24 protein-coding genes are annotated in these 24,287 nt (G+C 69.8%); 10 read left to right on the top strand and 14 right to left on the bottom strand.

The window, feature by feature from the left end:
* Positions 1-44: 44 nt before the first annotated feature.
* The 7 genes from CG723_RS10935 to moaA form a co-directional block, all read right to left on the bottom strand.
* Positions 45-740, bottom strand: a complete 696-nt coding sequence (locus CG723_RS10935; RefSeq protein ID WP_100593082.1) for a L,D-transpeptidase family protein — start codon at positions 738-740, stop codon at positions 45-47.
* A 231-nt stretch (positions 741-971) separates the two neighbouring features.
* Positions 972-1,430, bottom strand: coding sequence for an SRPBCC family protein (locus CG723_RS10930; RefSeq protein WP_100593081.1), 459 nt, complete (start codon positions 1,428-1,430; stop codon positions 972-974).
* A gap of 143 nt (positions 1,431-1,573) precedes the next feature.
* Positions 1,574-2,023 (bottom strand): molybdenum cofactor biosynthesis protein MoaE, encoded by a 450-nt coding sequence (locus CG723_RS10925; RefSeq protein ID WP_100593080.1) that lies wholly within the window; start codon positions 2,021-2,023, stop codon positions 1,574-1,576.
* Positions 2,024-2,105: 82 nt separating this feature from the next.
* A complete protein-coding gene (locus tag CG723_RS10920) occupies positions 2,106-2,369 on the bottom strand; it encodes a MoaD/ThiS family protein (protein ID WP_100593806.1) in 264 nt (87 codons plus the stop codon).
* Positions 2,370-2,440: 71 nt separating this feature from the next.
* Positions 2,441-3,697 carry a molybdopterin molybdotransferase MoeA gene (locus CG723_RS10915; protein WP_442802535.1) on the bottom strand — a complete coding sequence of 419 codons (1,257 nt, stop codon included), beginning with the start codon at positions 3,695-3,697 and terminating at the stop codon, positions 2,441-2,443.
* Positions 3,694-3,819: a hypothetical protein gene (locus CG723_RS48660; protein ID WP_267893694.1), complete on the bottom strand. Its 126-nt coding sequence runs from the start codon at positions 3,817-3,819 to the stop codon at positions 3,694-3,696. The genes CG723_RS10915 and CG723_RS48660 overlap by 4 nt, the downstream gene beginning before the upstream one ends.
* A gap of 62 nt (positions 3,820-3,881) precedes the next feature.
* Complete coding sequence (moaA, locus tag CG723_RS10910) at positions 3,882-4,859, bottom strand: GTP 3',8-cyclase MoaA (protein WP_234374305.1); 978 nt, start codon at positions 4,857-4,859, stop codon at positions 3,882-3,884.
* 519 nt (positions 4,860-5,378) lie between these two features.
* On the opposite strand from moaA, the gene CG723_RS10905 reads away from it, so the two are divergent.
* From CG723_RS10905 to CG723_RS10890, 4 genes are all read left to right on the top strand, one after another.
* The gene (locus CG723_RS10905; RefSeq protein ID WP_100593078.1) at positions 5,379-7,673 is read left to right on the top strand and encodes an FdhF/YdeP family oxidoreductase; all 2,295 of its coding nucleotides are present in this window, start codon (positions 5,379-5,381) and stop codon (positions 7,671-7,673) included.
* 105 nt (positions 7,674-7,778) lie between these two features.
* Positions 7,779-8,978, top strand: a complete 1,200-nt coding sequence (locus CG723_RS10900) for an MFS transporter (protein WP_100593077.1) — start codon at positions 7,779-7,781, stop codon at positions 8,976-8,978.
* 82 nt (positions 8,979-9,060) lie between these two features.
* Complete coding sequence (gene fdhD / locus CG723_RS10895) at positions 9,061-9,897, top strand: formate dehydrogenase accessory sulfurtransferase FdhD (RefSeq protein WP_100593076.1); 837 nt, start codon at positions 9,061-9,063, stop codon at positions 9,895-9,897.
* A 76-nt stretch (positions 9,898-9,973) separates the two neighbouring features.
* On the top strand, positions 9,974-10,903 hold the full coding sequence (locus CG723_RS10890) for a LysR family transcriptional regulator (RefSeq protein WP_100593075.1): 930 nt from the start codon (positions 9,974-9,976) through the stop codon (positions 10,901-10,903).
* Positions 10,904-10,913: 10 nt separating this feature from the next.
* Here CG723_RS10890 and CG723_RS10885 read toward each other — a convergent pair whose 3' ends face one another.
* From CG723_RS10885 to CG723_RS10875, 3 genes are read right to left on the bottom strand one after another with little or no spacing between them, the layout of a single operon-like run.
* Positions 10,914-11,375, bottom strand: a complete 462-nt coding sequence (locus CG723_RS10885) for a GreA/GreB family elongation factor (RefSeq protein WP_100593074.1) — start codon at positions 11,373-11,375, stop codon at positions 10,914-10,916.
* A 46-nt stretch (positions 11,376-11,421) separates the two neighbouring features.
* Positions 11,422-11,697, bottom strand: a complete 276-nt coding sequence (locus tag CG723_RS10880) for a hypothetical protein (RefSeq protein WP_100593073.1) — start codon at positions 11,695-11,697, stop codon at positions 11,422-11,424.
* 43 nt (positions 11,698-11,740) lie between these two features.
* A complete protein-coding gene (locus CG723_RS10875) occupies positions 11,741-14,296 on the bottom strand; it encodes an ATP-dependent Clp protease ATP-binding subunit (RefSeq protein ID WP_100593072.1) in 2,556 nt (851 codons plus the stop codon).
* 224 nt (positions 14,297-14,520) lie between these two features.
* On the opposite strand from CG723_RS10875, the gene CG723_RS10870 reads away from it, so the two are divergent.
* Positions 14,521-14,994, top strand: a complete 474-nt coding sequence (locus CG723_RS10870) for an Hsp20/alpha crystallin family protein (protein WP_100593804.1) — start codon at positions 14,521-14,523, stop codon at positions 14,992-14,994.
* 84 nt (positions 14,995-15,078) lie between these two features.
* On the opposite strand, the gene CG723_RS10865 is transcribed toward CG723_RS10870, so the two are convergent.
* A complete protein-coding gene (locus CG723_RS10865) occupies positions 15,079-15,711 on the bottom strand; it encodes a DUF1345 domain-containing protein (RefSeq protein ID WP_100593071.1) in 633 nt (210 codons plus the stop codon).
* Between the two features lie 181 nt (positions 15,712-15,892).
* Between CG723_RS10865 and CG723_RS10860 the strand changes: the two genes are divergently transcribed.
* The 3 genes from CG723_RS10860 to CG723_RS10850 are packed head-to-tail and all read left to right on the top strand — an operon-like array spanning position 15,893 to position 19,311.
* Positions 15,893-17,683, top strand: a complete 1,791-nt coding sequence (locus CG723_RS10860) for an FUSC family protein (RefSeq protein ID WP_100593070.1) — start codon at positions 15,893-15,895, stop codon at positions 17,681-17,683.
* A gap of 51 nt (positions 17,684-17,734) precedes the next feature.
* Complete coding sequence (locus CG723_RS10855) at positions 17,735-18,133, top strand: thioesterase family protein (protein ID WP_100593069.1); 399 nt, start codon at positions 17,735-17,737, stop codon at positions 18,131-18,133.
* Positions 18,133-19,311: a serine hydrolase domain-containing protein gene (locus CG723_RS10850; RefSeq protein ID WP_234374238.1), complete on the top strand. Its 1,179-nt coding sequence runs from the start codon at positions 18,133-18,135 to the stop codon at positions 19,309-19,311. The genes CG723_RS10855 and CG723_RS10850 overlap by 1 nt, the downstream gene beginning before the upstream one ends.
* A gap of 1 nt (position 19,312) precedes the next feature.
* On the opposite strand, the gene CG723_RS10845 is transcribed toward CG723_RS10850, so the two are convergent.
* Positions 19,313-19,891 carry a dihydrofolate reductase family protein gene (locus tag CG723_RS10845; protein ID WP_100593068.1) on the bottom strand — a complete coding sequence of 193 codons (579 nt, stop codon included), beginning with the start codon at positions 19,889-19,891 and terminating at the stop codon, positions 19,313-19,315.
* A gap of 126 nt (positions 19,892-20,017) precedes the next feature.
* Positions 20,018-21,127 carry an APC family permease gene (locus CG723_RS10840; RefSeq protein ID WP_234374237.1) on the bottom strand — a complete coding sequence of 370 codons (1,110 nt, stop codon included), beginning with the start codon at positions 21,125-21,127 and terminating at the stop codon, positions 20,018-20,020.
* Positions 21,128-21,442: 315 nt separating this feature from the next.
* Between CG723_RS10840 and CG723_RS10835 the strand changes: the two genes are divergently transcribed.
* Positions 21,443-22,885: a transposase gene (locus CG723_RS10835; protein ID WP_100593066.1), complete on the top strand. Its 1,443-nt coding sequence runs from the start codon at positions 21,443-21,445 to the stop codon at positions 22,883-22,885.
* Between the two features lie 279 nt (positions 22,886-23,164).
* Positions 23,165-23,896: a GntR family transcriptional regulator gene (locus CG723_RS10830; RefSeq protein ID WP_100593065.1), complete on the top strand. Its 732-nt coding sequence runs from the start codon at positions 23,165-23,167 to the stop codon at positions 23,894-23,896.
* A gap of 67 nt (positions 23,897-23,963) precedes the next feature.
* Here CG723_RS10830 and CG723_RS46155 read toward each other — a convergent pair whose 3' ends face one another.
* A complete protein-coding gene (locus CG723_RS46155) occupies positions 23,964-24,116 on the bottom strand; it encodes a hypothetical protein (RefSeq protein WP_159032425.1) in 153 nt (50 codons plus the stop codon).
* Between the last annotated feature and the right edge of the window lie 171 nt (positions 24,117-24,287).

The following is a 24,287-nucleotide window of genomic DNA, read 5'->3' as shown; positions in this document are numbered from 1 at the left end:
CTAGGGGAATGCGAACAGGGGGAACTCGCGGCCGCCCGCTGGGCTCAGGTGCCCGGCTTGCGGCCGTAGACGTAGACGTCGTCACCCGTCTTCAGCAGGGACCAGTACTTCTTCGCGGTGGTACTGGTCATATTCACGCAGCCGTGCGAGCCGGGCGGGTTCCACATGCTCACGCCGACCGAGTGGAAGGCCTGGCCGCCGTCGAAGAACTGGCTGTAGGGCATGGGCACGTTGTAGATGCTCGACACGTGGTCGATGTGCCGCCAGTAGATCTTCTTCAGCCCGGTGCGGGTCTCGTAGCCGTTACGGCCGGTGCGGACCGGCACCGGCCCGTAGACGAGGTTCTTGCCGTCCTGGATCCAGCTGAGCTGCAGCGTCAGGTTCACGCAGGCGATGCGCCCCTTGTTGACGGGGCATTTACCGTCTTTGTTGGGATTGCTGCCGACGGCCTTCTGCTTGTTCATCAGGTCCATCACGCCCCACGTGACGGGCCCCGCGTAGCCGATGTTCGGGCTGATGCCGTGCTTGTTCTGGAATGCCTGGACAGCCTTGCAGTCGGCGGCGGACTGCTTTCCGTCGACCGGCCGGCCGAGGAACCCCTCCACCTGCTTCTGATAGGGACCGGTCGACGTCGTGCAGCTCGCGGCCTGCGCGGGCGCGGCGCCCAGCGCGAGTGTCAGCGGCGCGACGAGTCCGGTGATCCCCAGTGCGACGGCTCCCCGTCTGCGTATGTCCCCCATGGCGGGCCTTTCCTTGCAGGGCGCTCGATGCGCTCGAAGCGTTCTCTGCCAGGTAGACCGGTCGCGGGTCGCTCAGGTTGTGGCGTTGCTCGGGCTGGGACCCAATGGTGACAATTCCGAGTTCTTCGCCAGTGGGTCGCGTGACGCGGCGTGGCGATGGTGCAGGCCCGCATGACATGCCGGCGCGGGCCCGTGTGAAGGGTGTCAGCGCGGGCCCGCATCAACGGGGTGTCAACGTGGAGCGATCGCCGCCTCGGTCGCCGCCTTGATCCTGGCGCCGAAGGCGTCGGCGTCCGTGCGGGCGGCGGAGAGCGCCAGGCCGACGAGGAGCTTGCCCACACCATGGCCTTCCAGCACGTTGAAAATACGGACCTGGGTCCCGCCGTCGGGCATCGGCTCCAGGTCGTAGCCGCCCTCGCGTGCCATCACGCTGTTCTTCGACACCTCGGCCCACCGGATCTTCACGGGGGCGTCGAGGGCGGTGATGCGGAACTCCCTCGCGGACTTCATCCCTGCGTCCTTCACGGTGCTCCGGAAGACGGTGCCCACAGTGGTCGGGGTGTCGGGTACGCGCTCGATCTTCAGCACCCGGGGGCTGAACTGCGGATCGTTGCGACCGTCGGCCAGGTACTCGAAGACCTCGTCGACGGACCGTGCGACCACGAACGTCGCTTCGAACTGTCCTGCCATGGGCACTCCCGCCTCGTCGTAGCAGCACCGCGACCCTATGTGACGGCCGGGCATCCCGCGCGGCGGGCCGGGCGCGGTCCCGGTCACGACTCCCTGGAGCCGGTTGCGGATGCTCCACACCCATACCGACCAGCGGCGGCGCGTCAGCAGGCGCCGACCCACTCCTCGTCGCCGTCCGAGAAGAACTGGTGCTTCCAGATGGGCACCTCGTGCTTGAGGTCCTCGACGAGGCGGGCGCAGGCAGCGAAGGCCTCCGCGCGGTGCGGGCAGGAGACCGCCGCGATCACCGCGACGTCGCCGATCTCCAGACGGCCCGTCCTGTGGACGGCGGCGAGGGCGCTGACCGGGAAGTCGGCGGCGACCTTCTCGGCGACCCGGCGCATTTCGCTCTCGGCGGCGGGATGGGCACTGTATTCGAGGGCATCCACCGACCTGCCGCCGTCGTGGTTGCGCACGGTTCCGACGAAGACGGCGGTACCTCCGGCGGCGGCATCGCCCACAGCCTCGTACACCTCGTCCAGGGAGAGCGGGGTGTCGCGCAGTGCGAGCAGTTGAACGGGGTGGTGGCCTGAGAGGTCCGGGATGTGCGGCATGGTTCGTTCCTGGGGTCGGGAGGCGTTGCGGTGCGTGCAGGAGCGGCATGAACTCCGGCTTGCGCGTGGCGAGTTGTGGTGATCAGCCACCCGCGAACGGAGGCAGTACCTCGACCGTTCCCCCTTCGGCGAGGTGGACCGAAGCGTGGTCGCGCCCGCCGACCGGGCGGCCGTCCACAAGGAACGAGCAGTAGCCGAGCACCCGCGCCAACCGCGGACGGCCGTCGTGCCGGGAACGGACTTGTGCCAGCGCCTCCGCGAGTGTCGCCGCGCGGTAGGGCTCCTGCGCCGTACCGGCCGCGGCCTTGGCCGCCGCCCAGTAGCGGATGGTTCCGGCCGGCGTCATCGGCGTCGCCACTGCTGCGCCTCCTGTTCTTGTCGAGCTGCTCCGGTCTTCGTTCGGGTGTCCCCACGCGGTCACTGTCCCGGCACCTCCAAGACTTCCGCGGTGGCCCCGGCGGGCACCCCGCCGGGCGGGACGACCGCGAGGCCGTCGGCGAACGCGAGGCCGCGCAGCATTGCCGGGCCGTCGAACGGGAGCGGTGCCACTTCGTGGTGCGTGCGTCGCACCGGCAGCAGCCGGGTATCCCGCGGGTGTCCTGGCAGCTCGGTGGCGGCGCGCATCCGGCGGGGTTCCGCGTCGGGGTGCCCCCCGAGGTGTCGCAGCAGCGGCGCGGCGAGCGTCACCGTGCCGGCGACGGCGGCAAGTGGGTTGCCGGGCAGACCGACCAGCCGGCGGGTGCGGCCGTCGGGGGTGGGTGGCAGCTCGGCGAGCAGCATGGGGTGGCCGGGCCGTACGGCGACGGAGTCGACGAGCAGGCGGGCGCCCGCCTCTTCGAGGGTGGCGTGCAGGAAGTCCACCGGGCCTGCGGCGGTGCTGCCGGTGGTGACGACGACATCGGCGGGCGAGTTGTGTACGGCCTCCCGCAGCAGCCCCAGGTCGTCCGCCACCCGGCGGCGCCCGATCACGTCGGCGCCGCAACTTCTCAGCCACGGCGGCAGCATCGGTCCGAGCGCGTCGCGTACCCGCCCGTGCCGGGGCAGGCCGGCCTCCAGCAACTCGTCGCCGAGCACCAGGAGTTCGACGGTCGGGCGGCGGTGTACGGCGAGCCGGTCGTACCCGGCGGCCGCCGCGAGTCCCAGCACGGCCGGGGTCACCGTGATGCCGGCCGGGATCAGCGCCTCGCCCGCACGGCATTCCTGGCCACGCGGCCGGATGTCGCGGCCCGGAGCCACCGCGCCGGGCCCGGTGGAGCGATCGTGCAGCGTGCCGCTCTCGGCGTCGAACTCGCCATGTTCCCTTCTCAGCACGGCTGTTGCGCCTGTCGGCAGCCGGGCGCCGGTGGCAATGGGGACGGCAGTTCCGTGGTCGCGGAGCGGCGCGGACCGGTCGCCGGCGAGGACGGCGGCGCCGCCCACCAGCCACGGTCCCGGTCCGGCCACGGCCCAGCCGTCCATCGCGGACGTGTCGAACGGCGGCAGATCGGTGAGCGCCGTCAGCGGTTCGGCGAGCGTGTGACCGAGCGCGTCCGCCAGGGATCGGGGGACGACGGGCAGCGGCTGTCCGACGCAGTCCCGGGCGATCCGCCGGGCCTGCTCCCAGACCATGTGGGACTCTGCCGCCACTCGCACTCCGCCCGTGCCGTCCAGGGTGTGCGCGCCGGCCGGGGTCATGCGGTCCCCGCGCTGTTCTCGGGCTCGGCAGCCCAGCGTTCGGCCGGCGCCGTCAGCTTGCGGTTCGCGACGTCAAGGTCGACGTCGAGTTCGGACTTGACGTCCTCGATCCTGTTACGCATCCAGCTCACCTTCGTTCTTGTCTGCCTCTTGTCTGCGGCGGAGGCTCTTGGGGTGGGGCCCGTCAGCCGCCGATGGCCGACATCGGGCGTTCCGGGCGGCGGAACTCCGGGCTGTTGATCGCGTGGCCGGGGCCCTTGCGGCCGACCGAGGTCCGCCAGGCCGCCTCCACGGTCGCGTCGTCGGCGCCGCCTCGCAGCAGGGCCCGCAGGTCGGACTCCTCAGTGGCGAAGAGGCAGTTGCGCAACTGCCCGTCCGCCGTCAGCCGCACACGGTCGCACGTGCCGCAGAACGGGCGGGTGACACTGGCGATGACACCCACCAGCGCCTCGCTGCCCGCGATCCGCCACTCCTCCGCGGGCGCGTTGTCCTGCCGCCCGACCGGCACGAGTTCGAAGCGCTCGCCGAGCCGCTCCAGGACCTCCGCGGCCGTGACCATCCGGTCCCTGTCCCAAGCTCCCTGCGCATCCAGGGGCATCGATTCGATGAACCGCATGTGGTACCCGTGCTCCGTCGCGAACGCGGTCAGGTCGACGATCTCGTCGTCGTTGACTCCCCGCACCGGCACCGCGTTGATCTTCACCGGATTCAGACCCGCGTCGCGGGCGGCCGAGAGTCCGGCCAGTACGTCCTTGATCCGGTCGCGGCGGGTGATCTCGGCGAACCGCTCCGGGCGCAGTGTGTCGAGGCTGACGTTGACGCGGCTGAGCCCAGCCTCCCGCAGTGCGTCGGCGCTGCGCGCCAGGCCTATGCCGTTGGTGGTGATCGACAGTTCCGGAGCCGGGTCCAGGGCGGACAGGCGGGCCACCAGGCCGGGCAGGCCCCTGCGCAGCAGCGGCTCGCCGCCGGTCAGCCGGACCTCGGTGATCCCGAGACGCTCGGTGCCGATGCGGACCAGGCGTACCACCTCGTCGTCGGTGAGGACTTCGGCACGGGGCAGCCAGTTCAGCCCCTCGGCCGGCATGCAGTACGTGCAGCGCAGATTGCAGCGGTCGGTCAGCGAGACCCGCAGGTCCGTGTGGACCCGGCCGAAGCGGTCCACGAGGGGCGACGGAACGACGGCAAGGCGCTCCGCGCGGTGGCGCCGGGACTGACCGGTCCCGGTCGGCTCGTCGCTGTGATCAAGCACGGTTGCGCCCTCCCATGAAATACCGGTAGCCGGGGTTGGTGAAACATTAGAGACCAAGGTTCGCGAATTATCCAGGGGTCGGAATCCGAAGCCTTTCTCCACTCCACCTTTTCCTTACTCGTCGATCATCATGGAAAGGTTTCCCCAAGAAGTCAAAGAGGGGTTCTCGATGGCATGATCGGTCGGGGCTATCGAGCCTCAGACCCCAGGCAGGACAAGGGAATCCTCCTTGATAAGCGGTACCTATCAGGTGATCGGAAATGCCTCTTTGACGCGCCACGCAGATTGCAGGAAGCTTCTCTCGCGGCGATGACGCGAAAACGTATCCGGCGCGCATGAGTAAACCGCGGTAAAAGCGAACACGCAGAACAGGCCGCCGTTTCCCGGGGACCCGTCCGCCCAGGTGCATGGAAGAAAGAGGCAGACCAGATCATGAGCAGCAGCATCGAGGACCCGATCGACGACCTGACGGTCACGCCCCCCAAGACCTGGGCGACGGGTCTCCCCGCCGTGACGCACGCGCTGGAGTACTCCCTCGGCCAGACGTCCCCGCGCCGCACCATGCTGACGCTGCTGAACATCAACCAGGCCAAGGGCATCGACTGCCCCGGCTGTGCCTGGCCCGAGCCCGCGCCGGGCAAACGGCACATGAACGAGTACTGCGAGAACGGCGCCAAGCACATCAACGACGAGGCCACCTCGCGCCGCGTCACCCGTGACTTCTTCCGCGAGCACTCGATCGCCGAGCTGGACTCCAAGTCCGACTACTGGCTCAACCAGCAGGGCCGGCTGACCGAGCCGATGGTCAAGCGCCCTGGCGCGACCCACTACGAGCCGATCGGCTGGGACGAGGCGTTCGGCATCCTCGCCAAGGAGCTCAAGCAGCTCACCTCCCCCGACGAGGCCCTGTTCTACGTCTCGGGGCGCCTCAACAACGAGGCCGCGTTCCTCCTCCAGCTCTTCGCCCGCGCGTACGGCACCAACAACCTGCCGGACTGCTCCAACATGTGCCACGAGTCCAGCGGCTCCGCGATGTCGGAGACCCTGGGCATCGGCAAGGGCACGGTCTCGCTCGACGACCTGGAGAACTCCGATCTGGTCTTCGTCGTGGGCCAGAACCCGGGCACCAACCACCCGCGCATGCTGTCCTCCCTGGAGGAGACCAAGCGCAACGGCGGCAAGATCGTCGCCGTCAACACGCTCCCCGAAGCCGGCCTGCTCCGCTTCAAGCACCCGCAGCGCCCGCGCGGCATCATCGGCAAGGGCACACAGATCGCCGACCAGTTCCTGCACATCAGGGCGGGCGGCGACCTCGCCCTGTTCCAGGCCCTGAACCTGCTGCTCCTGGAGGCCGAGGACGCCAACCCGGGCACGGTGATCGACCACGCCTTCATCGAGAAGAACACCATCGGCTACGAGGCCTTCGAGAAGCACGCGCGCGAGGTCACGTGGGAGCACATCTACGACGCCACCGGCCTCTCCCGTGAGGAGATCGACGAGGTCTTCGAGCGCGTCCTGAACGCCAAGTCGGTCATCGTGTGCTGGGCGATGGGCCTCACGCAGCACAAGCACGGCGTCCCCTCCATCCGCGAAGTCATCAACTTCCTCATGCTGCGCGGCAACATCGGCAAGCCCGGTGCGGGCGCGTGCCCGGTGCGCGGCCACAGCAACGTGCAGGGCGACCGCACGATGGGGGTGTGGGAGCGGATGCCGCAGAAGTTCCTGGACTCCCTGGGCAAGGAGTTCGGCTTCACGCCGCCCACTCACCACGGCCTGGACGCCGTCGACGGCATCCGCGCCATGTACGAGAAGCGCGCCAGGTTCTTCCTCGGTGTCGCCGGCAACTTCGTACGGGCCACTCCCGACAGCGAGGTCACCGAGCAGGCGATGCGCAACTGCAGCCTGACGGCCCACGTCTCGACGAAGCTCAACCGTTCCCACACGGTCTGCGGTGAGACCGCGCTGATCCTGCCCACCCTGGGCCGCAGCGACAAGGACTTCCAGGCCACCGGCGAGCAGTTCATCACCGTCGAGGACTCGATGAGCGACGTGCACGCCTCCCGCGGCAAGCTGCCGCCGGCCTCTCCCGACCTGCTCAGTGAGGTCGCCATCGTCAGCCGCATGGCCCTCGCGACCATCGGCGACAAGTACGGGATCCCGTGGCAGGGCTTCGAGGACGACTACGGCACCGTCCGCGACCGGATCTCCCACGTGATCCCGGGCTTCGAGGACTTCAACGAGCGTGTGTCCAAGCCGGGCGGCTTCAACCTGCCCAACCCGGCCAACCACGGCGTCTTCAACACCCCGAGCGGCAAGGCCGTGTTCACGCAGAACGAGTTCACGATGCCGCACGTGCCGGAGGGTCACCTGCTGCTCCAGACGCTGCGCTCGCACGACCAGTGGAACACCATCTGGTATGCCCCCAACGACCGCTACCGCGGCATCCACAACGCCCGCCGTGTCGTGATGGTGAACCCCGCCGACCTCGAGCTGCTCGGCATCGAGGACGGCGACATGGTCGACCTGGTCAGCGTCTGGCACGACGAGCGGGAGCGGCGCGCCGAGAACTTCAAGGTCGTCGCCTACCCGGCCAGCCCCGGCTCCGCCGCGGCCTACTACCCCGAGACGAACGTCCTGGTCCCGCTGGACAGCGTCGCCGACATCAGCAACTGCCCGACTTCCAAGGGAGTTGTAGTGCGTCTGGAGCCCGTCGGTACTCCGAGCTGACCCAACACACGGCACCTCCAAGGCAGTTCAGGGAGTGTCGGAGTCCTCGGAGTGCCCGCCGCGACGGCGGGCCGAAGCGCCGTGTTCAGAAAGGTACTTGCCTGCATGCCCGCATCTCGCGCCGTCCGCGGCTGGCTTCCGGCGGCGGCCGCGGTGTTCGCCGCCGGGTGGGGCGCGAACCAGTTCACCCCGCTCGCGGTGGTGTACCGGACGCAGGAGCACTGGCCTCCCGTCCCGGTCGCCGCCATGTTCACCACCTACCTGCTGGGTCTGCTCCCCGGCCTGCTGCTCGGCGGCCCGGCCGCGGACAGGTTCGGCCGATGCCTCACGGTCCGGCCCGCCCTCGCCCTGTCCGCCGCCGCGAGCGCCCTGCTGGCGGCGGCGCCGGTGAGCCCGAGCGCCGTCTACCTGAGCCGGCTGGCCACCGGATTCGCGGCAGGTGTCGTCCTGACCGCGGGGACCAAATGGCTTCGGGAGCTGTCGGCCTGGGCCGGACGCCCGGATGCCGGTGACCGGCGCGCGACGTACGCCACCGGTGGTGGCTTCGCGGCGGGTGCGGTGACGGCGGGCGCTTTCGCCGAGTGGCTGCCGCATCCGATGGTGCTGCCCGGCCTCGCCCACTGTCTGCTGGCCCTGCTGGTGCTGGGCGCGACCCGCCGCGTACCGGAGACGGCGCCGGCACCCGGTGCCGCCCCGGTGCCGTCCCGCATCGTGGACCTGCACCGGGCGGTCGTCGGGAACAGGCGCTTCCTGTGGGTCGTGCTTCCCGCGAGCCCGGCGGTCTTCGGCGCCGCGACCGTGGCGTACGTCGTGCTGCCGCCACTGGTGGCGAACCGGGTTCCCGGATACGCGCCGCTCTTCAGCGGTCTCGTGACGGCGCTGACGCTCACCATGGGCATCGTCGTCCAGCCCCTGGCCGTACGGCTGGACCATGCGCACAGCGCGCGGGCCACTCTGACCGGCATGGTCACCGTGATCGGCGGACTCACGGTGGGCGCGATCGCCGCGCACCAGAACTCCGCCGGTCTCGTGATGGCCGCGGCGGCCCTGCTCGGGGCCGGCTACGGGCTCACTCCGGCGGCGGGCCTGATGGAGATCGAGCGGCTCATGCCGCCGAAGGCCCACCCCTCGACGGCGGTCCTCTACCAGGGCGCCACCTACAGCGGCTTCCTCACACCGCTCCTGCTCGCCCTCACGGCGGGCGCGGGCACCGCCCCCTATCCGGCGCTCCTGGCGGGCATGGCGGCCATGGGCCTGCTGTGCCTGGCTGTCACAGCTGGGTACAGCCGCCGGAGTCTTCCCTGATGGCGCGGCCGCAGGACGTGGTCCGCCACGCGTCATATCGTCGACGACATCGGAGTACTGCTCCGAGGAGAGGAGCACCATCATGGGACGCGTGACCGCGCGCCGGCGTGTGCTGCGAGTTCGGGACGGGGTGTCCTCGTACCGGCCGGACACCATGGCCGTCGAGGAGCCGATGGAGATCAGGGTGGGTGGACGTGCGCTCACGGTGACCATGCGGACACCGGGCGACGACTTCGATCTCGCGGCCGGTTTCCTGGTGAGCGAGGGCGTGGTGCACACCGGCGACGATGTGACGGGGATCCGTTACTGCGCGGGCGCCACGGCCGACGGCGGCAATACGTACAACGTCGTGGACGTGGCCCTGGCCCCCGGCGTGGCCGCACCCGACGCCTCTCTGGAGCGGAACTTCTACACCACGTCCTCGTGCGGACTGTGCGGCAAGGCCAGCCTGGACGCGGTGCGCACCACTGCGGCGTGGACCGTCTCCGAGGATCCGCTGCGCGTCGGTCCGGAGCTGGTGACGGCGCTTCCGGACCGGCTGCGGGCGGCCCAGAAGGTGTTCGACAGCACGGGCGGCCTGCACGCCGCCGGCCTGTTCAACGCCGACGGCGAACTGCTGTGCCTGCGCGAGGACGTCGGCCGGCACAACGCCGTCGACAAGGTGGTCGGCTTCGCTCTGCGCGAGGGGCTGCTGCCGCTGCGCGAGACCGTTCTGATGGTGAGCGGCCGGGCCTCCTTCGAGCTGGTGCAGAAGGCGCTGATGGCCGGAGTCCCCATGCTGGCGGCCGTCTCCGCCCCGTCCTCGCTCGCCGTGGACCTCGCAGCCGAGAGCGGACTGACCCTGATCGGCTTCCTGCGCGGCACCTCGATGAACGTCTACACCGGCGCCGAGCGGCTGGAACAGGTGCCCGTGGCCTGATGCCCCGGCCGGTGACTCGTCCGGCGGCCAGCGAGCCCGGTTGGCATTCCCCTGGGCCGTCGGGTAGACCCATGGCGTGCTGTTTCGCCAACTCGAATACCTGGTGGCCCTCTCGCGGGAGCGCCACTTCGCCCGCGCCGCCCAGGCCTGTTACGTCTCCCAGCCCGCCCTCTCCGAGGCGATCCGCAAGCTGGAGGACGAGCTGGACGTGCCGCTGGTCCGGCGCGGCCGCAAATACGAGGGCCTCACACCCGAGGGCGAACGCATCGTGGTGTGGGCGCAGCGGATCCTCGCCGATCGTGACGCGCTCAAGGACGAGGTCGGCGCGCTGCGCACCGGACTGAGCGGCCGGATGCGGATCGGCTCGGTCCCGACCGCGTCCGGCGCCGTCTCCCTGCTGACCGGCCCGTTCTGCGCGGAACACCCGCTGGTGACCGTGGAGGTGATAGCGGACCTCCAGTCGCGGGACATCCTCCGCCAGCTGCAGAATTTCGAGATCGACGCCGGAATCACCTATCTGCACAAGGACCTTGCGGAGAACTTCAACACCGTCCCGCTGTACGAGGAGCGGTACGTGCTCCTGATCACGGCCGCCGATGCCCTGGCGCATCGCACGACGGCCACGTGGACGGAGGCGTCAAGGCTGCCGCTGTGCCTGCTGACGGACTCCATGCAGGGGCGCCGCGTGCTGGACGAGGTGTTCGCCGAGGCCGGGACCCGGCCGTCGCCCCGGGTCGAGACCGACTCGGTGGGCGCGCTGTTCGCCCATGTCAGGACGGGCCGGTGGGCCAGCATCGTGCCGCACGCGTGGCTGCATGTCTTCGGCGTCCCGCACGGCATGCGCGCGGTGCCACTCGTCGAACCCTCCCGGACCGTGCCGGTCGGACTGGTGGTCACGGCCCGCGAGCCGGGTTCGGTCATGGCCCGCGCGCTGACGGACGTCGCCCGGCACACCGATGTGGCGGCCGCGCTGGAACGCCTCCCCGGTGGTCCCGGGGTCTCCTAGAGACATCCGGCTACTCGCCGACGGACACGACCGTCACCGTCGCCTGCCCGTCGGGCGCGTCATAGCTGACACTGTCGCCGGCCCGGTGACCGAGCAACGCGCTGCCGAGCGGGCTGTCGGCGGTGACCAGCGTCCGGTCCAGTACCGCCGCGCCCTCGCCGATCTGGATGGTCGCCACCGAGTCGTCCGAGTACCGCACCTTGAGCGTGCTGCCCACGCCCACCACGTCCGTGCTGGGCCGGCCCGCGTCGGCGGCGCCGCGCAGGCGCACCTTGATCTCGTCGATGCGGGCGTCGAGACGGTGCGTCTCGTCGGAGCGGATCAACTCGTCGGCCTGGTCGGCACGGTCGCCTACCTCGGTGGTGTCCTGCAACGTGGCGGCGTCCGCGTCGCGTTCGGCCGTCACGTCGGCGAGTTCCTGCTCGAGCGCGCGGCGCTCGGTGGCGCTCATCGGTTCGGGCTCTCCGCTCATTCCTGCTCCCTTCACTTGTCGTGGCCGGTCTGCGTCCGCGGGAAGGTCACGTGTCGTAGCGGGTCGGCGGGAAGGCCTGCCGCTCCGCCCGGGACATCTTGCCGCTGGGCATCTCGCCGCTGTCGACCTCGCGGTCGACCTCCCGCTGGATCTCCTCGTACTGCTTCGCGGGCCGCTCGGGCTTCTTCACGCGCAGCCCGACGTCCCGCAGGTCCTCCTGGGTGCGCCTTTCGAGTGCATCCACGTTGGGGCGCAGGGGCATGCCGCGCCGGTCGTCGGGGTTGCCCTCGACGGCTCGGTTGGACTTGTGGTGATGGACCATGTGTCCTCCTTGGTTCAGGCGCCGTCAGGCGCGCCCGACCGGATCAGGCATCGGGAGTCTGCTGCGCCTCGGCCGCGGGCGGGTCCTCCGCGGTCCCTTCGGCCTTCGCCTTCTCCCCGGCGGCGTCCTTGCGCACGGTGCAGTGGATGGTGTCGTTCTCCACGTCCGCGACGATGGTGTCCCCGGGCTCCGCGTCACCGCTCAGCAGGATCGACGCGATGCGGTTGTCGAGTTCGGCCTGGATCGTGCGCCGCAGCGGACGCGCGCCGAACTCCGGCTGGTGACCGTGGGCGACGAGCAGCTTCTTGGCCGCCTCGGTGACGTCCAGGGTCATGCCCTGTCCGAGCACCCGGCGCTTGCTCTGGTCCAGGAGGTGGTCCACGATCTGCGACAGGTCGTCCTCGGTGAGGGCGTGGAAGATGATGATGTCGTCGATGCGGTTGAGGAACTCGGGCAGGAACCGGGAGTGCAGGTCCTCCATCAGCTCGCCCTTGATCTCGGACACGTCGCCGTGGTGCGCGAGGATCCGGTGGGCGCCGATGTTCGACGTCATGATGATGACGCAGTGGCGGAAGTCGACCGTGCGGCCCTGGCCGTCGGTGAGACGTCCGTCGTCGAGGATCTGGAGCAGGGTGTTGAAGACGTCGGGGTGTGCCTTCTCCACCTCGTCGAACAGCACGACGCTGTACGGCTGTCGGCGGACCTTCTCGGTGAGCTGGCCGGCCTCCTCGTAGCCGACGTATCCGGGAGGGGCGCCGACGAGGCGGGCGACCGTGTGCTTCTCCTGGAACTCGCTCATGTCGAAGCGGATCATGTGATCCTCGTCGCCGAACAGCAGGTCGGCGAGGGTCTTCGCGAGTTCGGTCTTGCCGACGCCGGTGGGGCCGAGGAAGAGGAACGAGCCCACGGGACGGTTGGGGTCGCCCATGCCCGCGCGGTTGCGCCGCACGGCCTCGGAGACCGCGGTGACCGCCTCGTCCTGGCCGACGATCCGCGAGTGCATCTCCGCCTCGAGGTTGAGGAGCTTCTCCTTCTCGCTCGCGGTGAGCTGGGAGACCGGGATGCCGGTGCGACGGGACACGACGTCGGCGATGTCGCCCTCGGTGACCGAGACGACGCCCTCGCGCCGCTCCTCGATGCCCGCGAGCTCGCCCTCCAGCTCGGCGATCTGCCGCTTGAACTCCGACGCCTTCTCGAAGTCCTCACCGGCCACGGCCTGTTGCTGCTCACGCCGCAGCTTGGCGATGCGGTCCTCGCGGCTGACGACCTCGGTGGAGCGCCCGGCGCTGCGCAGCCGCACACGCGCGCCTGCCTGGTCCATCAGGTCGATGGCCTTGTCCGGCAGGAACCGGTCGCTGATGTAGCGGTCGGAGAGCTCGGCCGCCGCCGCCAGGGCGCCGTCTGCGAAGCGGACCTGGTGGTGGGCCTCGTACGCGTCCCGCAGCCCCTCCAGGATCTGCACGGTCTGCTCGACGGTCGGCTCCGGGATCAGGACGGGCTGGAAGCGGCGCTCCAGAGCGGCGTCCTTCTCGATGTGCTTGCGGTACTCGTCGATGGTCGTCGCGCCCACGAGCTGCAGCTCACCACGCGCGAGGGCGGGCTTCAGCATGTTGCCCGCGTCCATGGAGCCCTCGCCCGTCGCTCCCGCGCCCACGACGGTGTGCAACTCGTCGATGAACAGGATGATGCTGCCGCTGGCCTCCTGGACGTCCTCGATGACCTTCTTCAGGCGCTCCTCGAACTGGCCGCGGTACTGCGCGCCGGCCACCATGCCGGAGAGGTCGAGCGAGACAACTCGCTTGTCCTTCAGGGTTTCCGGGACCTCACCCGCCACGATGCGCTGGGCCAGGCCCTCCACGATGGCGGTCTTTCCGACGCCGGGCTCGCCGATGAGTACAGGGTTGTTCTTGGAGCGCCGCGAGAGGATCTCGACGGTCTGCTCGATCTCGTCGGCCCGCCCCACGACCGGGTCGAGCATTCCCGCCTTCGCGTCCTCCGTCAGGTCCCGGCCGTACTCGTCGAGCGTCGTCGCCGGCTTCTTGGCCTCCGCGGACCCTTCCGTGCGGGACGCCTGATCCGCGAGGCTCTCCAGCCGGTCCGGGCTGAAGCCCTGCGCGCGCAGCAGTCGGGCGGCGCCACTGTCGGAGTCGCTCAGGAGCGCGGCGAGGATGTGCTCGGGGCCGATGTACGAGGCCCCGGCCGCCTGCGAGTGCGAGTAGGCGGCCTGGAGCGTGCGCTTGGCCGCCGGGGTGAGTCCGGGCTCCGCCGACGGCTGGCCTGACTCCTGTGGAAGGACTGCGGCGACTTCCGTCGACAGCGCGTCGGGGTCCACACCGATCTGGGAGAGCAGCTTCCGGGTCGGATCGATCTTCGTGGTCGCCCAGAGCAGGTGCTCGGTATCGAGATCGGAGGTTCCGTCCTCGATCGCCTTCTGGGCGGCGAGACTGAGGAGTTCCAGCGACGAATCCGTCAAGAGCCGTCCGATCGGCACGCGTTGGACGGCCGGCGGTGAGGATGCCGGCGACATTCCGAAGAACCGGTTGAACAAGTCGCTGAAGGGGTCGGACGAGCCGAACCCTGAACCGAAGGACATCGACATTCCTGCTCCTGATGGAGAGAGAGATTGGTTCAACTCAAGCGCGATGTCAGCTGGGCCGCAACAGCAGCGAAATCGCTGTACCTGAGCGCCGGAATTGAGTGCGGAGGGGAATGCAACCCAATGGCGCGGGCCTGATTGCGGGCGGGCGGCCGGGGACGCAGGCTGTCGTCGAGAGAATCCGGCGGGTGAGCGCCGCGAGAGTCGACGGAGTCGGAGAGCACATCATGGTGGAACGCGCAGACGTCACGCGGTCGAATCCCGCACGAACTGCCTGGTGGGCAGGGGCCGATCCGGCAACGGAGCTTCAGCACCTGTGGGGCGAGGTGAGCCGTCTGCTGGAGCGCTCCTCGCAGCCGGCCGGGCCTTCGCAGCACTGGATGCCCGTGGTGGAGGAAGCGGACTCAGGTGTCGCCTATGTGGTGCGCGCGGAGCTGCCCGGTGTCCCTCGTGAGCGCGTGAACGTAGAGGTGGACGGCAGGGAAATTCACATCTCCGGCGCCGTCGACGAAACCACGGACGGAAATGCGCTGCGTCGCCGGTGCGGGACCTTTTCCTATGGAGTTCGCGTTCCCGGCGACGTCGATATCGATCGTATCGAGGCGGATATGGCGGACGGCGTCCTGACGTTGCGCCTGCCGAAGACCGCGGCGGTGACGCGGCGAACGATCGAAATCCGCGCCGATGGCAGCGAAGGATAGGGGCCGAACGGCGCACGTCCCCTCTCAGTGTCCCCCCGCCCGCTCCGGACGTCCTGTCGGCGGAGACGTTCTGTCGTGCGGATGTCAGCCGGTGACGATTCCCGTGACGAGGTTGATGGTCGTGGCGAGGATGCTGGTGCCGAACACGTACGACAGCAGCGAGTGCCGCAGCACCACCGAGCGGATCGTCGAGGTCGAGACGTTGGTGTCGGACACCTGGTAGGTCATGCCGAGGTTGTAGCTGAAGTAGAGGAAGTCTCTGTACGCGGGCGGGTCGTCGTTGTTGAAGTCGATCCCGCCGGCGGCCGTGTAGTAGAGGTACGCGTAGCGCGTGGCGTACATGAGATGGAGTGCCGCCCAGGCCATGAACACGCCGCCGAGCGCCACGGCCGCCGCGGCGTGGCCGCTTTCGGATTTGCCGAGCAGGAGCAGCAGCACGGTGGCGACCAGGCCACACAGGGCGACGCCGACGATCACGAGCTCATCGGTGATGGGCTGGAAGTCCTCCCGTCTGGCATTGACCCGGGTGGCTTTGGCGTCCATCGGCCACAGCACCACCCAGCCCGCCAGCACGAAGAGCAGTTCGGTCGCGGCGATACCGGAGAGAACACCCAGCGCCGCGTTGTTCACCACTCCGACGATCGCCCCGACCACCGCACCCCCAACCACGGCGGCACCGAGCCGGGGAACCGCGGACAAGGGCAACCATGTGGTCATAGATCAACACACTAGTCTTTCCGTCACGGGCCAGCCTGGCGAAGCCTGCGGCGGGGGCACAGACTGGATGCAGCTGGATCCGGTGCAGTGGGCTGCCGTCGGCCGGATCCGCTGCAAGTCGGCTGGAACCAGCTGCGTTCAGATCGGAAACTCCACTCGGAGCCGGTGGTATATACCGGACATGCCTTCTTCCCGCCGCCCACTCGCCGCCGTGACCAGGCACGGTTGGCGGCATGCCGTGACCAGCGCGGTGCGCCTCCTCTCCCCGCGCGGGTCACTCGCGCTCCAGCGGGCGGACGGGGCTCTTCTCTTCGCCGTACGCGGCGCCTTGGCGATGGCTCTCGTGGCGCTGCCGGTGGCGATCGCCGGGCGGCCCGATCTTTCCGTGTACGCGATGCTGGGCGCCTTCACCACGACGTTCGGGCGCAACCTGCCCTACCCGCGTCGCGCTCGCGTTCTCGCGCTGGTCGCGGTGGCCATGACGGCGTGCGTGGGCTGCGGATCGGCGCTCGCCGCGTGGGTTCGTCCGGGAGCCGGTGGCTGGGGTGCCGCCGTCGTGGTCGCGGCGACGGCGGTGGTCGCCGGGCTGGCGAAGCTGGCGTGTGACGCGACCCGGTTGAGCGGGCTCGGCGCGGTGCTGCTGCTGTTCTCCTTCGCGGTGGCGGCCAATGGCTCGCCCACCACCGCCGAAGTTCTCCCGCAGACCGGGCTTGCCGCGGCCGGCGCTGCGGTCGCCTGGGTACTCGGTGTGTCCGGCTGGCTGGTGCACCCGGACCGTCCGCAGAGATTCGCCGTGGCCAGGGCCCTGCGTGAGCTCGCGGGACTGCTGTGCGGGCCTGGACCCGGCGGCGACACGCGGCAGGCGCGACACCGTACGACGGTTGCGGTGCTGCAGGCATACCACTCCCTCGGTATCGCGCCTCCGACGCAGGCGCACCAGGCCGGCCGGGACGGAGTCTTCGTACGCCTCACCGACCTGTCGTGGTCGCTGCTGATCAGCTCGGCACGCAGGGCGCCGGTCGACCCCGCCGCGACGGCGGAGCAGCTGCTCCGGCAGGCTCGTGTCCTCACCGAGCGGCGCCGTCGACCGCCCGCGCTTCTGCCGGAGCTGGCTGTCCCGCCTCCGGCGGTAGAGGACAGCGAGGCCGCCGCCGCGGCTTCTGCGTCTGTGCCCGCCGCAGGGCCGGCGGCGGGACCGGGCCGCCCTGTCGCCTGGCGCGCCACCGAACTTCTGATGGGGCGACGCGCTGGTGGCCCCGAGCACCGGGCCGTCCTCGCCGTTCCCGCGGTGCGGATGGTCCTGGGCACCGGGATCGCGGGCGGGCTGGCCGTGGCCGGAGGGCTTGAGCACAGCTACTGGGCGTCGATCTCCGCCGCCGCCGTGCTGCACTCCGTCAACCTCCGCACCACGGCCCAGCGCGCCGTCCAGCGCACCCTCGGCACGGTCATCGGCCTGCTCCTCGCACTCGGTGTGCTCGCCACGGACCCGAGGCCGGTGGCACTCGCCTGCGTGATCGTGCTGCTCGAATTCCTCCTTGAGTACTTCGTCCCGCGCAACTACGGGCTTGGCGTCGTCTTCCTCACCCCTCTGGCTCTGCTGATGAGCGACCTCGCCGCCCCCGCCCCTGCCGGGGAACTCGTCGCCGACCGCGTGCTGGGGAGCGTGCTCGGCATCGTCGTCGGGCTCGGCTGCGCCCTTCTGGTGGTCCATGACCATGCCGCGCTGCGCGTCGAGCGGGCGCTGGCCGCCTGCACGCAGGCATCCGATCAGGCGGAACGTTCGCTGGCCGAGAGCTCGGGGCCCCAGCCCCCGGTCGTCCAGGTCCAACTGGTGCTGGCAGTGGTCGAGTTGCGCGATGCCGACGACGCCGCCGCGGGAGAGCTGTGGCCGGCGGGGATCGATCCCGCCGAACTCGCGGCCGCCGAGCAACGTGCGTATCTCCTGCTGGAACGGCTCCACCATCAGCGATAGCGGCCTACGGCCAACGCGCGCGGGTCTCCGGCCTCGGGCTAGCGTGGTGTGATGCGCCACGAGGTGTCCGATGCCCATACCGCGAGGACGGTGGGAAGCGGTGACCTGCCCGTTCTCGCCACCCCGTGGTTGATCGCGTGGATGGAGGCGGCCACCGTACGGGCCGCCGCGCCCTTCACGGCGCAGGGCCGGACGACGGTCGGAACCGGTGTCCGCATCAAGCACCTTCGTGCCACGCGCGTGGGCGCCTGGGTCGACGTCCTCGCGGAACCGCCGGCCGAAGCGGAAGGCCGCCGGCTCACCTTCCGCGTACGAGCTCTGGACAGTACGGGAGCGCTGGTCGCGACGGGTGAGATCGACCGGGCGATCGTCGACCGGCGACGCTTCCTATCAGGGGTGTCGGACCAGGACTCCGGGATCGATCAGGGTGCGCGTGGGGACCATCCCTGATGGAAGCGCGCGGCGTCGGCGGCAAGATCGACGTCATGACATTCCTCTCGCGACGTTCCCTGTTGGCAGGCAGTGCGGCGGCGGGCGCGATGCTGGTCGGCACGGGACGTGCTGCCGCGCATACGCCGTCGGGCTCAGGCTCGCCGGACACACGCGCCCTAAAAGAAGCGATCTCCGACCTCACCCACCCACCGGCCACGTCCGCACAGTTGCTCGTCGACCGCCCGGGGCAGCGCTGGTACGGGACGTCGGGCGTGGCCGACATCAGAACGGCCCGTCGGGTACGCCCGGACGACGCGTTCCGCGCGGGCAGCGTCACCAAGGCTTTCGTGGCGACCGTGGTGCTGCAACTGTGGTCGCGGGGACTTGTGGACCTCGACGAGCCCATCGGACGGCACCTCCCCGGGCTGCTTCCGGCCGAGTCCGCGCGGATCACCGTGGCGCAGCTGCTGAACCACACGAGCGGGCTCCCCGACCATCGCGACCTGCCTGACGTCAGCACTCCGGAAGCCGTCCTGCGCCATCGGTTCGACAGGTGGACGCCGGAGGAACTGGTGCGCACCGTGACGCTCGATCCGCTCAAGTTCCGGCCGGGCAGCAAGCAGGAGTATCGGGGCATCAATTACGTCCTGCTCGCTCTGCTGGTCGAGGCCGTCACCGGTCGCCCGTACGGCGAGGTGATCAGGGAGCGTGTCGTCCGTCCGCTGGGCCTGCGAGGCACTCTGATACCGGACCGCGACCCGAGACTGCACGGCTCTCATGTGCACGGATACCTGAAGATGACCGGCGGGTCGCTCCGGGACGTCACCGTGTACGACCAGTCCAGCGCCTGGGGCGAGGGCGAACTGGTGTCGACGGTCGCCGATCTCTTCCGTTTCCATCAGGCGCTGCTCTCCGGCGAGTTGCTGCCACCGCACGCGATGAACCACCTGTTCACGCTGCCACCCGACAGTGTGCGCATGCTCGACGGCGGTCCCGCCCGGTACAGCCTGGGACTGCAGCAGGCCACGGTGAACGGCGTGACGTTCTGGGGGAAGACAGGTGACACGTACGGGTACCGGACACGGGTGTTCTCCACTCGCGATCAGCAGCTCCGTTGGGTTCTCGCGTACACCCGGACCCCGCTGGCCTCGCCGGAGGACATGACCAACCGGGTCGTTTCCGTCCTGACCTCTTGAACTAGTGGCGGACTTTGTAAAGGAGGTGCAGTACGCGTTCCCCCTGGATCACGACGTGGGGGTCCTCGAGGAGATGCTGGGCGTCGACGGACCCGAAGTACCGCTTGCCGGAGCCGAAGACGACGGGCACGACGTCCATGGCCACCTCGTCGACCAGCCCCAGGGCGAGCGCCTGGCCGCCCGTCTCGCCGGCGGCCACCCCGACGGTGCGGTCCCCCGCGAGTTCCTTGGCCTTCGCGATCGCCTTCGCCACGTCGTCCACGAAGTAGTACGACGCCTCGGGGTGCCAGCCCTCGGGCCTTGGCCGGTGCGACACCACGACCACGTGCTCACCCGCCGGCGGCTTCCCCTCCCAGCCGTTGGTCATGTCGAACAAGTGCCGCCCGATCACCAGCGTCCCGATGCTCTCCCACATCGGCCGGACGTAGTCGGCCGAGACCTTGGACATCGACACCGTCCCGTTCGAGCCGATCTCGATGCCGCCGTTCGCGTACCAGTCGAACAGCGGGCCGACCTGGTCCTCCGAGTCGGCGATGAAGCCGTCCACGGAGACGACGTTGTGCATGACCACTTTGCTCATCACATCTCCTGGGTGTCCGTCGCGTGAATCCCTTACATGCATAGACCGAGCACGCCCCCGGGACTCATCGCTCGACGAGAGACGTGAGCGGGCGGGTCGCACCGCCCGTTCACGTCACCCCGGGTGTCAGTCCCTCTCGACGTCGATGTTGGTCAGCCGGGCGTAGCGCTGCGGGTCCCTGCTGCGGATGCGCAGGGCGATGCAGATGCCGGCCGCGAGGACGACGGGCAGGGGGGCCAGGAGGACGGCGTTCACCGTCCCCGAGGCGCCCGTCAGAAGGCCGAAGTGGAGGACCGCCAGGACGGTGAGGAGCGCGAGACCGGCGAACGCGATCAGCGGGGACCAGACCACGCGGGCGGCCGACATGCCCCGTCGGTCGCGCCGGAAGAAGGCCCACACGGCGAGGGCCGCCAGGGCCTGCATGACCATGATGCCCAGGACGGCGATGCTGTTGGTCCAGATCAGGACCTGCGAGAACGGGTCGGCGGCCAGCGCGGCGCCGACGAGGATCACCAGGAGGTTGAAGACGGTCTGCGTGCTCACCGCGATGCCCGGAGAGCCGTGCCGGGCGGAGACGTTGCCCAGTCGCCGCGGCAGGAGTCCTTCGCGTCCGAGGGCGTAGAGGTAGCGTGCGGCGGCGTTGTGGAAGGCGAGGGTGGCGGCGAAGGCGCTGACGACGACGAGGGCGTGCATGGTGTCGGACAGCCAGGCACCTACGTACAACTCGCCTGCTCTGAAGGTGAGTTCGGGGCCGGCGGTAGCGCGGGCCATGGCCACCGCCTTGTCCGTGCCGAACGCGCCCATGATGAGCCATGCGCCGACGGAGTAGAACAGGGCGAGGAACCCGATGGCGATGAAGGTGGCACGCGGGACGGTGCGGCTCGGTTCGCGCGCCTCCTCCGCGTAGATGGCGGTGGCTTCGAAGCCCGTGAAGGCGCCGATCACGATGACGAACATGCCCGCGATCCCGCCGGTGGCGAGCGTGCTCGGGTCGAAGGAGTGCACGTCGAGGGCCGCGGTGCCCCGGTGGCCGAGGATGCCGCCGTCCATGATGAGCAGGGTCAGCACTTCGAGGATCAGCGCGACGCCGAGGACCTTGGCGCTGAGGGTCACCCTGAGCCAGCCGAGCACACCCACGGCGAGGACGCAGACACCCGAGAGCACCCACCACGGGACGTCCGCTCCGGTCGCGTCGTGCACCGAGCCGGACGCGAAGTAGCCGAAGGCCGCAGCCACTCCGGGGGTTTCAACTGTTCCCCGATCAGTGAGTTTTAGTGTCATGAAGTGAGCTCTAGTGAGCCGCGGATCGTGTAGAGCGACTGGCGTCCCGGGCCGGGTGCGGGCGGGGCGTCGTGAGGCCCGGCTACGCCAACGGGAACTGGAGTTCCCGAGCCGGACGGGTGACCTGTCTGCTGGTCGCTCGTTGGGCTGTTCGACGGTGCGGCGGATTGATGCGCGATGGAGGTGTTGGAGGTGGGTGAATCGGTGGTTCGGTCGGCATCAGGGTTGCGGGTCATGCGTCCGCCCCGGCTGGCGGAGTCCTCGGGTGCCTTGAGCATCCGGACCCGGCTGCGCCTCTCGGCACGCGATGAGGAGATCCTGTCCGAACTGGGCCGGTTCCTCTCACAGTTGGCGACGCGCGATCTGGCCGAGCGGGTGTTCCTGGGCGTCGGGCACACGCGCGAGGATTTCGCCCGGCGTAAGCGGGAGATCTCCGCCCTGTCCTCCTCGCGCTGGGCGGGCACCATCACCCGGGGCTCGAACGACCAGTGGGCACTGGCCCGCCGGGCCCAGGCCGCCCACCTCGACCAGCTCGAACAGGTCCTGGAAACCTTGGAGAAGCGGCTGGCCGTCCCGGTTGACGCCTGTGACATCAAGACCCGCATCAAGGGCTACCCGACGCAGGCGGTGCGATCCACCAAGCAGGCCCGCCACCAGCACCTAACTGCCGTCGCGGCGGCGGTGCGCGCCGATCTCCGGGCGGGGATCGTGCGGGTGGTGCGCGGCGGCAAGGACCTCCTGCGCAACCGGCTGCACTTGGCGGCGGCCGGGCTGGACGAGACGGTCTGGCGGCAGCGCTGGTACGAGGCGCGGATCCGGATCGAGGCCGACGGGGAGGCGGGCAAACGGTTCGGAAACCAGTCCATCCAGGTCAGCCCCGACGGGGCGGTTCTGGTCAAGCTGCCGGGCGAGCTCGCGCACAAGTACGCCGACCGCAGCGACCAGCACGGCCGCTACCGACTGGACGCCACCTGTTCCTTCGCCTATCGCAATGCAGAGTGGGCTGCACAGGTAGCGGCGAACCGGGCGGTGGGCTATTCCATCGGCTTCCGGGACGGCCGCTGCTATCTGAACGCGGCCTTCACTCCGGCCCGCCCCGACCTGCCCGAAGACGTGGACGACGAGACGTTGATGAAGGCAGCCCTGGCCTGCGGCGTCATTGGCATCGACCACAACGCCGACCACCTAGCCGCCTGGCGCCTCGATGTCCACGGCAACCCCGTCGGTCGCCCCGGCCGCATCGACATCGACTACACCGGGACCACCGACCGCCGGAACGCCCAGGTGCGGCAGGCGTGCAGCGAATTGATCCACTCCAGCCGCTGGGGCAGGCAGTACTGGTGCAAGGCCAGCAGCACGAAGGTTCACAAGACGTCCGGGCACGACGCTGCGGCGTTGGTGCTCGGCAGGCGCGGCCAGGGCCTGGGCGCGCGGCGCAGGGCAGAGAAGACCGTATCCCGCAAGAAGACGGAAGCCGCTCGAATCCGGTGCGTGGAGACACGCCCGGGGGCCGGTACGGAAGACCATCGCCCTCCCGCGTCAGTACACCAGCCCACCCTGCCCGCCCACCCAGGGCCAGAGACGGCCCCCAGGACCACACACCCGATGTGTGCAGCCGAAGGCCCCCGCCCACGGTCCAGCCCGCCCAGCACCGTTCGGGACGGGCCGCCGAGACGAGTCCCCGATCAAGGACTCACCCACGCTCAGCGCTGAGGAACGGTGATGAGGTTGTACGACACCACGGCGACGTGGGCGATGGCGATGGGCACCACACCGGCCAGCGCCAACTATTCGCATGACGCCCGGGACGACTAACCAGCCGGTCGCGACTTTGGCACAATTCTGCTGGTGAGCAACGGGCAACGACGAGCTGACTGGTATATCGAATTCCAATCAACGGCCTGTCGGTCCGCGTTTCCGCGGTCTGCGATGATCAGAGACACCCCGGGGGCCTGCCACGGCCGCGCCCCGCTCGCCACTGAAGAGGACTCGATGACCACCCGCGCTGACCGCCGCCCCACGATCGGTGAGAGCCACCAGTCCCTGAGAGAGCGGGTCTACGTGGAACTCCGTGAGCGGATCATCGAGGGGACGTTCCCGGCGGGCATGCGCCTGGTGGAGCGCGAACTGGCGGACCAGCTGGGTGTCTCCCGCATCCCGTTGAGGGAAGCCATGCAGCGGCTCGAACAGGAGGGCTTTCTGACCGTGCAGGCCAGGCGCGGCTCCGTGGTCACGGATTTCGGCGCGCAGGACGCGACGTACCTCTTCGACGTCCGCGAGAACCTCGAGGGCCTGGCGGCGGGACTCGCGGCGCGCCACGCGACGACCACCCAACTACGCGCGATGGAGCGCCTGTTGGCGCGCAGCCGCAAGGCATCCGACGCGGGTCGGCTGCGCCAGGCCGTGGCGCACAACGCGGACTTCCACCAGCAGATCGTCGAGGCGTCGGGCAACCCGCTCCTCCAGGAGCTGATGGCACCTCTGGACGCGCGGCTGCGCCGGCTCTTCCGGCTGACCTCCGACCTCAACGACGGCGATCCGATGTGCGGGGAGCACGAGCGTCTGTACGAGGCGGTCCGCGACCGCGACGCGGCCCGGGCGGAGGAACTGGCGCGCCACCACGTGGCCGGCACCCGCGACTCGGCGCTGCGTTACTTCTCCGACGCGGCGACGCGGATCGCCGACGGAGGCAATGGCGCGGACAGCGGCACCGACGCGGGCTGAGCGGGGGCAGGAGGCCAGGACCCTCGGCCTCGGCTCCCGGCTCCCGGCTCCCGGCTTCCGGCTTCCGCTACTCCTGTCCGAGGAGCAGCCCCGTACCGAGTTCCGCCAGGTTTGGGCGCTCGCCGAGGCTTCGCGTACTGACGGCGTTGTCGATCACCGCGAGGACCCAACAGACGGTGATCCTGGCCTCGTCGAGTGCGCGGGCCAGTGGGGCGGTCATGTCCGCACGTCGCTGTTCGCCGCCGGGGATGCCGCTGCGACGGGGAGTTCCGCCTTTCTGGGGACGTGCCTGTGGAGTCTGGGCCCGGCGCCCACCACTGCGCGATGTCGTCGGTGTTCACCGACTGGGAGCCGCGCTCGTCGAAGGCGCCGGGGCGATCTGTTCCGGGCG

The organism is Streptomyces sp. CB01635 (genome assembly GCF_002803065.1).
Taxonomy (GTDB): Bacteria; Actinomycetota; Actinomycetes; order Streptomycetales; family Streptomycetaceae; genus Streptomyces.
The sequence above is the reverse complement of the archived record's forward strand: the minus strand, read 5'-3'. Positions and strand labels throughout refer to the sequence as shown.

Bases quoted from the DNA above. Each gene is read 5' to 3' on its own strand.
- CG723_RS10885 (WP_100593074.1), bottom strand. From the start codon at position 11,375: ATGAGCGGAGAGCCCGAACCGATGAGCGCCACCGAGCGCCGCGCGCTC.
- CG723_RS10875 (WP_100593072.1), bottom strand. From the start codon at position 14,296: ATGTCGATGTCCTTCGGTTCAGGGTTCGGCTCGTCCGACCCCTTCAGC.
- CG723_RS10905 (WP_100593078.1), top strand. From the start codon at position 5,379: ATGAGCAGCAGCATCGAGGACCCGATCGACGACCTGACGGTCACGCCC.
- CG723_RS10845 (WP_100593068.1), bottom strand. From the start codon at position 19,891: ATGAGCAAAGTGGTCATGCACAACGTCGTCTCCGTGGACGGCTTCATC.
- CG723_RS10850 (WP_234374238.1), top strand. From the start codon at position 18,133: ATGGAAGCGCGCGGCGTCGGCGGCAAGATCGACGTCATGACATTCCTC.
- CG723_RS10870 (WP_100593804.1), top strand. From the start codon at position 14,521: ATGGTGGAACGCGCAGACGTCACGCGGTCGAATCCCGCACGAACTGCC.
- CG723_RS10930 (WP_100593081.1), bottom strand. From the start codon at position 1,430: ATGGCAGGACAGTTCGAAGCGACGTTCGTGGTCGCACGGTCCGTCGAC.
- CG723_RS46155 (WP_159032425.1), bottom strand. From the start codon at position 24,116: ATGACCGCCCCACTGGCCCGCGCACTCGACGAGGCCAGGATCACCGTC.
- CG723_RS10900 (WP_100593077.1), top strand. From the start codon at position 7,779: ATGCCCGCATCTCGCGCCGTCCGCGGCTGGCTTCCGGCGGCGGCCGCG.
- CG723_RS10860 (WP_100593070.1), top strand. From the start codon at position 15,893: ATGCCTTCTTCCCGCCGCCCACTCGCCGCCGTGACCAGGCACGGTTGG.
- CG723_RS10830 (WP_100593065.1), top strand. From the start codon at position 23,165: ATGACCACCCGCGCTGACCGCCGCCCCACGATCGGTGAGAGCCACCAG.
- CG723_RS10915 (WP_442802535.1), bottom strand. From the start codon at position 3,697: ATGACCCCGGCCGGCGCGCACACCCTGGACGGCACGGGCGGAGTGCGA.
- CG723_RS10880 (WP_100593073.1), bottom strand. From the start codon at position 11,697: ATGGTCCATCACCACAAGTCCAACCGAGCCGTCGAGGGCAACCCCGAC.
- CG723_RS10925 (WP_100593080.1), bottom strand. From the start codon at position 2,023: ATGCCGCACATCCCGGACCTCTCAGGCCACCACCCCGTTCAACTGCTC.
- CG723_RS10920 (WP_100593806.1), bottom strand. From the start codon at position 2,369: ATGACGCCGGCCGGAACCATCCGCTACTGGGCGGCGGCCAAGGCCGCG.
- CG723_RS10855 (WP_100593069.1), top strand. From the start codon at position 17,735: ATGCGCCACGAGGTGTCCGATGCCCATACCGCGAGGACGGTGGGAAGC.
- CG723_RS10865 (WP_100593071.1), bottom strand. From the start codon at position 15,711: ATGACCACATGGTTGCCCTTGTCCGCGGTTCCCCGGCTCGGTGCCGCC.
- CG723_RS48660 (WP_267893694.1), bottom strand. From the start codon at position 3,819: ATGCGTAACAGGATCGAGGACGTCAAGTCCGAACTCGACGTCGACCTT.
- fdhD (WP_100593076.1), top strand. From the start codon at position 9,061: ATGGGACGCGTGACCGCGCGCCGGCGTGTGCTGCGAGTTCGGGACGGG.
- CG723_RS10935 (WP_100593082.1), bottom strand. From the start codon at position 740: ATGGGGGACATACGCAGACGGGGAGCCGTCGCACTGGGGATCACCGGA.